Here is an 11,427-nt window from a genome sequence, read left to right on the forward strand (position 1 = left end):
TTGTGAATTGAATGGCAAACCCATCAATATTTCCAACGGTGCCGAAACCGCCGGCCAGTCCGGGCTGGTGCGCTGCCGCGAAGAAGACACCGGCCACCTCCAGCGCGAACAGGAACTGCGCGACGGAAAGTTCGTGGGCCTGGAGCGCATGTTCGACCGCGAAGGCCGCCTGCAGCGCGAACGCACGGTCAACGAACGCGGCAACAGCCACGGCCGGGTGGCCGAGTTCTGGCCCAACGGCCAGGTGCGGCGCGAAGAAACCGCCGACAACGGCCGCACCCAGGGGGCCGTGCGGCGCTTTGACGCCACCGGCCGCGTGGAGCGCGTGTCGTTCCACGGCGGCGGGCAGGAGCTGTTCTATGTGGAAACCAACAGCAAGGGCCAGCCCACACGCCTGTTCTGCCCGCGCACCAGCGTGCTGCCCGAAGACCGCAAACTCTGCGGCTTTGACGGTGCCACTGACACCCTGCTCCATGCAGACAACGGCGCCAAAACCGCGCAGCTGCACTACGACCAGGGCCGCCTGCTGAACGCGACCGAATGGAGCCGCGACGGCATCGTCGCCGCCCAGCAACTCGTGGTGGACGGTCGGCGTGTGCACCGCAGCTTCACAACCGAGGGCGGCAAAAGTGTGCTGCGCGAGGAACGGGTGTTCGCACCGGACGAGCGCACACTGCGCGATACGCGGGGCTCGCTGTTCAGCGCCAAGCGCTACGGCGCATCCGGCCAGCTGATCGAGCAGCGCAGTTTTGCCGATGGGCGGGAGGTGCAGGTCGAGCGCTGGTACCTCAACGGATCGGTGCGAGAGCGCAGTACCTGGACCGGCGCCGGTGAGCAGGCGCGCGTGCAGCGCGAGATGTACCGTGACGATGGCAAGCTGGCGCGGCGCGAACAGCTCAATGCCGAGCAATGGCCCGTGGGCACGCAGCAGGCCTTTCACGACAACGGCCGGCTGGCGATTGAAGAACAGTATTCAGCCCCCGATGCCCGGGGACGCACGCGCCTTACGGCCCGCAAGCAGTGGGACGAGACGGGCAAGCTGGTGGCCGACGACACCATCCTGGAAGACGGCTCGCGCCAGCGCAAGGCGGGCGGGCTGGACAGCTAAAAAACACCCTCCTGCCAGCCCTCGGAGGCCCGGCACGACAGGATGCGTCACACCACGTACCGGCCACGCAGGCCCAGACGCAAAAAGCCCCGTGTGGAATCTCCACCCGGGGCTTTTTTTGTGCATGGCCCAAAGGCCACGTCGGACGGTGTCAGCGCAGCTGAGGTCCAGCCACGGCCAGTGACTTCACGGCGCCCACACCAATCGCCGCGCCAAAGCGCTTGACCAGCCGTTCCGCCACGTTGTCGCGGCGGGTGTAGTCGATGATGTCTTCGGCCTTCACCACCTCGCGGGCCACGTAGTCCAGGTTGCCCAGCTTGTCGGCCAGACCCATTTCCACGGCCTGCTGGCCGGTCCAGAACAGGCCGCTGAAGGTGTCGGGCGTGGTCTTGAGGCGGTCACCACGCCCGGCTTTCACCACGGCAATGAACTGCTGGTGGATCTGGTCGAGCATGGTCTGCGCGTAGGCACGCTGCTTTTCGGTCTGCGGACTGAAGGGGTCGAGAAAGCCCTTGTTCTCACCCGCGGTGAGCAGGCGGCGCTCCACGCCCAGTTTTTCCATGGTGCCGGTGAAGCCGAATCCATCCATCAGCACACCAATGCTGCCCACGATACTGGCCTTGTCCACGTAGATGTCGTCCGCTGCAGCGGCAATGTAGTACGCAGCCGACGCGCAGGTTTCTTCCACCACGGCGTAGATCGGCTTGTTGTGCTTGGCCTTCAACCGAACAATTTCGTCATTGATGATGCCGGCCTGCACCGGGCTGCCGCCGGGTGAGTTGATGAGCAGCACCAGGGCCTGCGAGCCTTCGTCCTCCAGCGCGCTGCGCATGGCGGCCACCACAAACTCGGCACTGGCCTCGGCGCCGCTGGCGATCTCACCTTTGATGTCCACCACCGCCGTATGGGGCGTGCTCTTGCTGGCACTGGGCGATGCCTGGCGCAGGGCCGCAAAGGCAACTGCGGCAATCAGCACCAGCCATGCCAGGCGGAAGAAGATCTTCCAGCGGCGGGCGCTGCGTTGTTCTTGGAGGGCGGAGAAGGCCAGCTTTTCCAGCGTGGCGCGCTCCCAGCCGGGTTCACGCGATGAGTCGCTCACAGATGCTCCTGAATTTGTAGCTGCTTGCGCCCACAGGTCGGGCGCGGGATTACTTTTTGGGTCAAAACCCGAAGAGCCGGGCTGCTGGGGGTCTGTCATGTCGTACGTCCTGAGCACTGCAAAACTGCTGCCCGCGCACCGCGCAGGCTGGCACCAGGCGACAGCACATAAGGGTAATTCATCTGGATTTTCTAGAACTCTACGGGTTGCAGGTTGTAGGCAGTATGCCAGTGCACCACACCATCGCTTTCGGACAAAGCAATTTTCACCAGCCCGCCCCGGCACGGGCCGCCCGCGCACTGGCCGGTGCTCGGCAGGTAGGCGGCCCCGTGGGTGGCACACAGCAGCCAGTGGCCCGTGTCGTCAAAAAAGCGGTCAGGCTGGTAGTCCATCTCCATGGCCACATGGGTGCAGCGGTTCAGGTAGGCATGCGGCAGGCCCTGGTAGCGTATCGCAAAGGCCCGGCAGGTCTGACCTGCGTACTGCACATCAAACGGAACCGCCAAGCCCCCATCGACGAGGTCGGCACTGTTGCACAGCGCAATGGGCTGATCGGGTGGTGTGGTCATGGGCTCGTCCCGCTCCAATACCCTGCGTCATGCGTTGTGCAGCAGCCAATCGTGCAGCTCGCGCACCGAATGCACGACCGCCAGCGGCTGGAGCGCGTGAAAGGCGTCGGGCTCATGGGCGCCATAGCTCACCCCCACGCTCGCACAGCGCGCGTTGACCGCCATCTGCAGGTCGTGGGTGGTGTCGCCGATCATCAGCAGGCGCTCCGGCGCCACGTCAAATTCGGCCATCAGCTCCTGCAGCATCAGCGGGTGCGGCTTGCCAGCGGTCTGGTCGGCGGTGCGCGAGCCGTCAAACACGCCGCGCAAGTCCACCGAGTGCAGCGCATCGTCCAGCCCGCGCCGGCTTTTGCCCGTGGCCACGGCCAGCAGGTGGCCGCGTTCACGCAGGTCGTTCAGCAGGGGCAGTACGCCGTCGAACAGGCTCAGGTCGTCCTGGTGCTGGATGTAGTGGAAGCGGTAGCGGTTGCCCAGCTCGGTGTACTTTTCGGGCGGCACATCCGGCGCCGCATGGGCCAGGGCCTGCATCAAGCCCATGCCAATCACATAGGCCGCCTCTTTGTCGGTGGGCACGGTGCCACCCACGTCACGCACCGCCGCCTGGATGCAGCGCACGATGATGGCGGTGGAGTCGAACAGGGTGCCATCCCAGTCAAAGGCGATGAGGTCGAAGCGGCGCGGACGGAAGTTTTTGGCAGACATGGAGGGGGTTCTTCGCGCAGGATCGTCAGGCGGGGGACACAAAATCGGCCAGCTCGGGGGGCAACTCGGCAATCAGCTGCACACGCTCGCCCGAAGCGGGGTGATTGAACTGTAACCGCCATGCGTGCAGGAACATGCGCTTCATCGAGAGCTTCTGAAGGCGCTTGTTGAGGTCAAAGTCGCCGTATTTGTCGTCCCCGACGATGGCGTGGCCCTGGCTGGCCAGGTGCACACGAATCTGGTGGGTGCGACCGGTCTTGATGGTCACCTCCAGCAACGACATGGCGGGCAGGCCCTGCGCAGCGCGCGCGGGCACGGTGCTGCGCACCTTGACCAGCGTGATGGAGCGCATGCCATCCGGGTCGTCGGCCGTGGTCACACGCACGCGGCGCTCGCCGTCGGCCTGCAGGTATTTGTGCAGGGGCAGGTCGATGACTTTTTTGTTGGCAGGCCAGGTGCCTGTGACCAGTGCCAGATAGGTCTTTCCCGTTTCTCGCTCGCGGAACTGGTCCTGCAGGTGGGTGAGTGCTGACCGCTTCTTGGCCACCAGCAGGATGCCCGAGGTATCGCGGTCCAGCCGGTGCACCAGTTCCAGGAACTTGGAAGCTGGCCGCGCCTGGCGCAGCTGCTCGATCACCCCAAAGCTCACCCCGCTGCCGCCATGCACCGCCACGCCAGCAGGTTTGTCGATGGCGATCAGGTGCTCGTCTTCGAGCAGGATGGGGAATTCGCGCGCGGGCGCCGGGCGCTCGGCCTTTTCGGCCACCTTGTCTGAAATTCGAACAGGAGGCAGGCGCACCACGTCCCCTGCTTCCACGCGGGTGTCGGCACTCACGCGGCCTTTGTTGATGCGCACCTCGCCGCTGCGGATGATGCGGTAGACATGCGTTTTAGGCACACCTTTCAAGTGGCGTATCAAAAAGTTATCGAGCCGCTGGCCGGCGGAGTCAGCATCCACTTCCACCAGGCGGGCTGCGGGAAGCCCCCCAGGGGCGGCGGGCGGTTTGGCCCCTATAATGTGTTTCACCTGCGCGTTGTTATGTAAGTGGTTGATTTGTCTGGAGTTTAGTCCACACAGCCCTTGCCCCTCGTGCAGGCAGGTCGATGCCAGCGGGCGTCGTGCGCGCAGATTGCAGGCCAGATGCCTGTGGTGGCCAGCACGCCGTGCGGCGGGCTGACAGATTGAAACACTGATACGGAATCCCCCAAGCTGGCAGATGTTCCCTACCCGGGCGCAGCCTGCCAGCGGATCAAAGCGAGCATGTGGTTGTTGATGGCATGGATGGTGACCCTGTGGCGGAGGCTGCGGCCTTTGGCTGCATGCTCAAAATCGCCCTCAGCGCACAGCCAGCAAGCGCAATCAGCTACTCTTTTGCTAGCAAAACTGCGTTCCTACCACTCGCCCCCATCCACGCGCCCCTGCCTCCCGATGCTGCGCTAGAGCGCGGCAGATCATTGGCATCCCCGGCAATTCCCTTCGTTTCGATGCGTCAGTCCAGGCATTCACAGCTCCTGCAGAGCTTGTTGTATTGGTTTGGAAACTGTGGGCGGCAGCCCGCGCAGCCCTCTCCGTGGGTCACGGTTGGCTGCTCCGCTGCTGCCCGCGAAACACTGAAGGAATCGCATCATGAAGCGGATGCTCATCAACGCCACGCAGCCCGAAGAACGGCGCCTGGCCATCGTCGACGGACAAAAACTCCTCGACTACGAAATCGAAATCGAAGGGCGCGAGCAGCGCAAGGGCAACATCTACAAGGCCGTCGTCACGCGCGTCGAGCCCTCGCTGGAAGCCTGTTTTGTGGACTACGGCGAAGACCGCCATGGCTTCCTACCGTTCAAGGAAATCTCGCGCAGCTACTTCACCCCCGGTGTCTCGCCCAGCCAGGCCCGCATCAATGAGGTGATCAAGGAAGGCCAGGAACTGCTGGTTCAGGTTGAAAAGGAAGAGCGCGGCAACAAGGGCGCTGCCCTGACCACCTTCGTCTCGCTGGCTGGCCGCTATGTGGTGCTGATGCCCAACAACCCCCGTGGCGGTGGCGTTTCGCGCCGCATCGAGGGTGAGGACCGCGCCGAGCTCAAGGAGGCGATGGACCAGCTGGAGTACCCGAACGGCATGTCCATCATCGCGCGCACCGCCGGCATCGGCCGCACCGCGCCCGAACTGCAGTGGGACCTGAACTACCTGCTGAAATTGTGGAATGCCATCGACGGCGCCGCCAAGGGTGGCAAGGGCGCCTTCCTGATCTACCAGGAATCGTCGCTCGTCATCCGCGCGATCCGCGACTACTTCAACAACGACATCGGTGACATCCTCATCGATACCGACGACATCTACGAACAGGCGCAGCAGTTCATGGCGCACGTCATGCCCGAGCATGCCGCCCGCGTGAAGCGCTACCGCGACGACGCCGCCCTGTTCAGCCGCTTCCAGATCGAGCACCAGATCGAATCGGCCTACGCCCGCACCGTGCAACTGCCCTCGGGCGGCGCCATCGTGATCGACCACACAGAAGCGCTGGTCAGCGTGGACGTGAACTCGGCCCGCGCCATCAAGGGCGGCGACATCGAGGAAACCGCCACCCGCACCAACCTGGAAGCCGCCGACGAAGTGGCGCGCCAGATGCGCCTGCGCGACCTGGGCGGCCTGATCGTCATCGACTTCATCGACATGGAAGAGTCGAAGAACCGCCGCGAAGTGGAAAACCGCCTGCGCGACGCGCTGCGCCAGGACCGCGCCCGCGTGCAGTTCGGCACCATCAGCAAGTTCGGCCTCATGGAAATGAGCCGCCAGCGCCTCAAGCCCGCCTTGAGCGAAGGCTCGTCCATCCCCTGCCCTCGCTGCGGCGGCTCGGGCCACATCCGCGACACCGAATCGTCGGCCCTGCAGATCCTGCGCATCATTCAGGAAGAATCGATGAAGGACAACACGGCCGCCGTGCACTGCCAGGTGCCGGTGGAAGTGGCTTCGTTCCTGCTGAACGAGAAGCGCACCGAGATCGCCAAGATCGAACTCAAGCAGCGCGTGGCCGTGCTGATGGTGCCCAACAAGACGCTGGAAACCCCCAACTACCGCCTGGAGCGCCTCAAGCACGACGACCCGCGCCTGGACCACATCGAAGCCAGCTACAAGCTTGCTGAAGAAGTGGAAGACCCCACCGCTGTGACGCGCCGCTCACAAGAACCCACCAACAAGCAGACGCCGGTGATCAAGGGCGTGTTGCCCGACGCACCCGCCCCTGTGGCCGAGCCCCGTGCCGAAGGCGCCGCCCGCCCACCGCGCGCTGGCCAGCGCCCTGCCGCTGCGACCGCGCCGGCCCCCGCCCCCGTGGCAACCCCGGCCCCGGCTGCGGCCGCCCCCCAAGAGCAAGGCTTCTTTGGGTGGATCAAGAGCCTGTTCGGCGTTGGCACCACGCCGGCAGCCCCTGCCCCCGTGGCCGCGCCCGCACCGGCAGCAGCCCCGGAGACCCCCGCCCGTGGCGAACCCCGCCGCGATGGCCGCAACGGTGAAGGCCGTGGCCGCCGTGGTGGCCGCGATGGCAACCGGGACGGCCAGCGCGAAGGCGCACCCCGTGACGGCAACCGCGAAGGCAACGGCGAAGGCCGGGGCCGCCGTGGCGAACGCTCGGCCGAAGGCCGCGCACCCCGCGACGCCGAGCGCCGCCCCGAAGGCGAGGCCCGCGAAGGCCAAGGCCGCGACGGTGGCCGCAATGGACGCGAAGGGCGCGAAGGAGGTGGCCGTGGCCGCCGGGACAACACCGAGCCGCGCAACCAGAACGCAGGCCTGAACGGTGATAACAACACCGCCGTGACCGCACAGGTGGAAGGCCCCAACGCTGGCAACCCCGGCAACAGCACAGAAGGCCAACCCACCCAGCAGCCCCGTGGCGAACGCGGCCCACGACGTGAACGTGGTGATCGCGGCAACCGTGGCGAACGTGGGGAGCGCACACCCCGCGCGGTGGAAGCCCAGGAAACGGCCGCTGCCGCAGTGCCTGGCGACTTTGCCGACACAGCGCCACTGGCTGCCTTGCCCGATCTGGACCTGTCCGGCAACGACGCTCAGCCCAACGGCAATGGTGCCGCTGCAGAAGAACAGCGCCGCGAGCGCCGTTCGCGCGACCGCTACGGCCGTGACCGCCGCGAGCGTGGCGAACGCGGTCCGCGTGACAACAACGGCAATGCCGAAGCCGCCGCACCGGCGATGCTGGATTTCGACCCCACGCAGGCCGAGCCAGCACCCGCGCAGGACGAAGCGCCACGCCGCAGCTACTTCTCGGCCCCTGCAGCGGAGCCATCGGCAGCGGCACCCGCGCCAGCGCCTGTGGCAGCACCCGTGCCCGCCCCGGCCCACGCACCGACCCCCGTTGCTGCACCTGTCGCCGCGCCGGTAGCAGCCCCGGTGGCGGCCGCGCCAGCACCTGTGGCGGCACCAGCCCCTGTTGCAGCATCTGCACCCGCTGCGGCACCCGTCGCACCGGTGGTACCCGCTGCGAACGGTCTGCCCCGCGTCCAGGCGTTCGCACTGCCCATCGACGAGCTGCAGCAAGTGGCTGCCGCATCGGGCCTGCAGTGGGTCAACTCCGACATGGACAAGATCGCTGCTGTGCAAGCTGCGATTGCCGCCGAGCCCAAGCCCATCCGCGTGCCGCGCGAGCGCCCACCTGCGGTAGTGCTGGACGAAGGCCCGCTGGTGCTGGTGGAAACCCGCCGCGACCTGTCTGCCATGAAGCTGCCGTTTGAGCAGACTCCCTCGGCCTGATGCGCTGAAAACGGCTGCTGCCCCTCCGGGAGCCGTAGCCACCCAAAAAGAAGGCGGCCCAGGCCGCCTTCTTTTTTTGCGGGAGCCTGCCCATGCCCGCAAGCGCCCGAAGGCAGTCCTTCAACAGGTACCATTTCGAGCCACTGCATCCCCAGAACCGCAGCAGCCCATACGGCCGCCTGCTTTACCTTCCGAGATCCACGGACCTTCTGCCTCCATGCTGTTCCTGCTGTCTCCCGCCAAATCGCTCGACTACGACACGCCCTTGCCCGAAGGCCTGCCACACACCACGCCCCAGTTTGTGGCGCAATCCACCGCGCTCATTGAGGTGCTGCGCGAGCAATCTCCGCAGCAGATCGCCTCGCTGATGGACCTGAGTGACAAGCTCGCCGCGCTGAACGTGGCGCGCTACCAGGCCTGGCGCCCCCGTTTCACGGCCGCCAACTCGCGCCAGGCGCTGCTGGCCTTCAACGGCGATGTGTACGAGGGACTGGACGCCCGCACGCTCGCCCCGCAAGACCTGGACTGGGCACAAAGCCATGTGGCCATCTTGAGCGGCCTCTATGGCGTGCTGCGGCCGCTGGACCGCATGCAGCCCTACCGCCTGGAAATGGGCACGCGCTTGGCCACCAGCGCAGGCAGCAACCTCTACCAGTTCTGGGGCAACCAGATTGCCGAGCACCTCAACACCCGCCTGCGCGCCGACACGACCCCCGTGGTGGTCAACCTGGCATCGCAGGAGTACTTCAAGTCCGTCGACCGCAAGGCGCTCAAAGCCCGTGTCATCGAATGTGTGTTCGAAGACTGGAAAGGCGGCGCCTACAAGATCATCAGCTTCCATGCCAAACGTGCGCGGGGCCTGATGGCGCGCTATGCGATCACGCACCGCGTGGCCACGCCGCACAAGCTCGAGGGGTTTGATCTGGACGGCTATGCCTTTGCCCCGGCATCATCCGAGCCCGAGCGCCTGGTCTTCCGGCGCAAGACCCCGCCCACCGCCTGAAACTGCTAACCCCATTCACGTTGAAGGACCGCCATGGCATCGCGTTCTGAGCAGCACCCTGACAGCAGCACCACAACCACCCACCAGCGCGCCAGCACCGCGCGGCAGGCCATCACGCCCGAGCTGCGCCGCTGGATCATCGAACAGGCCCAGGCCGGCTACGCCGCGCCCGTGGTGCTGCAGTCCATGCGCGATGCGGGCTGGGATGAAGACGTGGCCGCTGACGCCTTGGAGGTCACGCTGCAAGACCACCTGAACGAACTGGCCGTACAACAAGGCCAGCCCGCCGCTGTGCCTGTGCCCGAGCCCCAGCTGGATGCATCGCCCGCCCAGGTGGACTGTGGCGACCGCACCGTGAATGTGCTGCTGGCCATGGCCCAGCCGCGCATCGTGGTGTTTGGCAACCTGCTCTCGCCCGAAGAATGCGACGCCCTCATCGCGGACGCTGCGCCGCGCATGGCGCGCTCGCTCACCGTGGCCACCAAGACGGGCGGCGAGGAAATCAATGACGACCGCACCAGCGACGGCATGTTCTTCCAGCGCGGCCAGAGCCCGCTGATCCAGCGCATCGAAGAACGTATTGCGCGCCTGCTGAACTGGCCCATCGAGAACGGCGAGGGCCTGCAGGTGCTGCACTACCGCCCAGGCGCCGAGTACAAGCCTCACTACGACTACTTCGACCCCGCCGAGCCCGGCACGCCCACCATCGTCCAGCGCGGCGGGCAACGCGTGGGCACACTGGTGATGTACCTGAACACCCCCGAAAAAGGCGGCGGCACCACCTTCCCCGACGTGCACCTGGAGGTCGCGCCGCAGCGCGGCAATGCGGTGTTCTTCAGCTATGAGCGCCCGCACCCGTCCACCCGCACGCTGCACGGCGGTGCGCCGGTGATCGCGGGCGAGAAGTGGATTGCCACCAAGTGGCTGCGCGAACGGGAATTCAAGTAAAAACAGGCTCTAGCGCTTATCCATAAAGCGCTATAAGCTATAAAATTAATAGCATTTATGAACACCCCGGAACAATCCCAACTCGGCAAGTCCTCCGCCTACGTGGACCAGTACGACGCATCGCTGCTGTTCCCCATCCCCCGCTCCGGCAAGCGCGCCGAAATCGGGATCACCGGCGCCGCGCCGTTCTTCGGGGCCGACCTGTGGACGGCATTCGAGCTGTCGTGGCTGAACCTGCGCGGAAAGCCGCAGGTGGCGCTGGCGCACATCACCGTGCCGTGCGAGACGCCCCACATCGTGGAGAGCAAATCGTTCAAGCTGTACCTCAACAGCTTCAACAACACCCGTTTTGCCGATGCGGCCGAAGTGCAGGCGCGCATCCGCGCCGACATCAGCGAAGCCGCGTGGCGCGGCGCGGAACACCCGGCCACTGTGGGCGTGAGGCTCATCGCGCCGGAGTTGTTCGACCAGGAACCCGTGCACGAACTCGACGGCCTGAGCCTGGACCGCCTGGATGTGGAATGCACGCAGTACCAGCCAGCCCCCGAATTGCTGACGGCCACGTTCAACGAAGCACCCGTGACCGAAACACTGACCAGCAACCTGCTCAAAAGCAACTGCCTGGTGACGGGCCAGCCCGACTGGGGCAGTGTGCAGATCAGCTACAGCGGCCCGCAGATCCACCAGGAAGGGCTGCTGCAGTACCTGGTGAGCTTTCGCAACCACAACGAGTTCCACGAGCAGTGCGTGGAGCGCATCTTCATGGACGTGTGGACGCGCTGCAACCCCATCAAACTGACTGTGTACGCGCGCTACACGCGCCGGGGCGGGCTGGACATCAACCCGCTGCGCACCAGCCACCCGCAGGGCCTGCCGCGCAACGTGCGCACGGCACGGCAGTAGGGGCCCAGCCGCCGTCAGTCGCGTCGATCAGCTCCGCACATCGATCCAGTCGCACCGCAGGGTGTGGCGCAGGTGCGCGCGGGTGCGCCAGGCAACATACAGGCTGGGGACAAAAATGCCGATCAGGCAGACCGGTGCGGCGCAGGGCTCGCCAAAAGCGCAGATGGGAAACCAGCCTACCCAGCCCAGCATCCAGACCGTCAACACCAGGTCCCACAGGTGGTATTCGAGCGGGTGGTCTGCCTTGTGCGCGACATGCCACTGCTTGATGCGTTGCAGCTCGTTGAGGGTCATGGTGATCTCCCGGAAAACGGGAAAATCACTGTAAGTTACGAG

General features: G+C 65.7%; 10 protein-coding genes. 5 read left to right on the forward strand and 5 right to left on the reverse strand.

The genetic code is table 11. The features are described 5' to 3' along the window. The first annotated feature begins 7 nt into the window (after nucleotides 1–7). On the forward strand, nucleotides 8–1,108 hold the full coding sequence (locus EXV95_RS09590; RefSeq protein WP_176886644.1) for a toxin-antitoxin system YwqK family antitoxin: 1,101 nt from the start codon (nucleotides 8–10) through the stop codon (nucleotides 1,106–1,108). 151 nt (nucleotides 1,109–1,259) lie between these two features. Here EXV95_RS09590 and EXV95_RS09595 read toward each other — a convergent pair whose 3' ends face one another. The 4 genes from EXV95_RS09595 to EXV95_RS09610 form a co-directional block, all read right to left on the reverse strand. Then, complete coding sequence (locus tag EXV95_RS09595; protein WP_176886645.1) at nucleotides 1,260–2,306, reverse strand: S49 family peptidase; 1,047 nt, start codon at nucleotides 2,304–2,306, stop codon at nucleotides 1,260–1,262. Between the two features lie 92 nt (nucleotides 2,307–2,398). Beyond that, nucleotides 2,399–2,776 (reverse strand): Rieske 2Fe-2S domain-containing protein, encoded by a 378-nt coding sequence (locus EXV95_RS09600; protein WP_055395307.1) that lies wholly within the window; start codon nucleotides 2,774–2,776, stop codon nucleotides 2,399–2,401. Nucleotides 2,777–2,803: 27 nt separating this feature from the next. Further along, complete coding sequence (locus EXV95_RS09605; protein WP_055395306.1) at nucleotides 2,804–3,478, reverse strand: HAD family hydrolase; 675 nt, start codon at nucleotides 3,476–3,478, stop codon at nucleotides 2,804–2,806. A gap of 25 nt (nucleotides 3,479–3,503) precedes the next feature. Further along, a complete protein-coding gene (locus tag EXV95_RS09610; RefSeq protein ID WP_176886646.1) occupies nucleotides 3,504–4,505 on the reverse strand; it encodes an RluA family pseudouridine synthase in 1,002 nt (333 codons plus the stop codon). Nucleotides 4,506–5,105: 600 nt separating this feature from the next. On the opposite strand from EXV95_RS09610, the gene EXV95_RS09615 reads away from it, so the two are divergent. The 4 genes from EXV95_RS09615 to queF all read left to right on the forward strand — a co-directional run bounded on the left by EXV95_RS09615 (nucleotide 5,106) and on the right by queF (nucleotide 11,091). Continuing rightward, the gene (locus tag EXV95_RS09615; RefSeq protein WP_176886647.1) at nucleotides 5,106–8,237 is read left to right on the forward strand and encodes an Rne/Rng family ribonuclease; all 3,132 of its coding nucleotides are present in this window, start codon (nucleotides 5,106–5,108) and stop codon (nucleotides 8,235–8,237) included. A gap of 217 nt (nucleotides 8,238–8,454) precedes the next feature. After that, nucleotides 8,455–9,240: a peroxide stress protein YaaA gene (gene yaaA, locus EXV95_RS09620; RefSeq protein ID WP_176886648.1), complete on the forward strand. Its 786-nt coding sequence runs from the start codon at nucleotides 8,455–8,457 to the stop codon at nucleotides 9,238–9,240. A 33-nt stretch (nucleotides 9,241–9,273) separates the two neighbouring features. Next, a complete protein-coding gene (locus tag EXV95_RS09625; RefSeq protein WP_176886649.1) occupies nucleotides 9,274–10,188 on the forward strand; it encodes a 2OG-Fe(II) oxygenase in 915 nt (304 codons plus the stop codon). Between the two features lie 57 nt (nucleotides 10,189–10,245). Then, nucleotides 10,246–11,091, forward strand: coding sequence for an NADPH-dependent 7-cyano-7-deazaguanine reductase QueF (gene queF, locus EXV95_RS09630; protein ID WP_176886650.1), 846 nt, complete (start codon nucleotides 10,246–10,248; stop codon nucleotides 11,089–11,091). A 27-nt stretch (nucleotides 11,092–11,118) separates the two neighbouring features. Here the strand turns inward: queF and EXV95_RS09635 are convergent, their stop codons facing one another. Then, entirely contained in the window at nucleotides 11,119–11,385 is a 267-nt protein-coding gene (locus EXV95_RS09635) for a hypothetical protein (protein ID WP_176886651.1), read from the reverse strand. Between the last annotated feature and the right edge of the window lie 42 nt (nucleotides 11,386–11,427).

Origin of the sequence: Acidovorax sp. JMULE5 (assembly GCF_013376875.1) — a bacterium.
Lineage (GTDB): Bacteria > Pseudomonadota > Gammaproteobacteria > Burkholderiales > Burkholderiaceae_C > Acidovorax > Acidovorax facilis.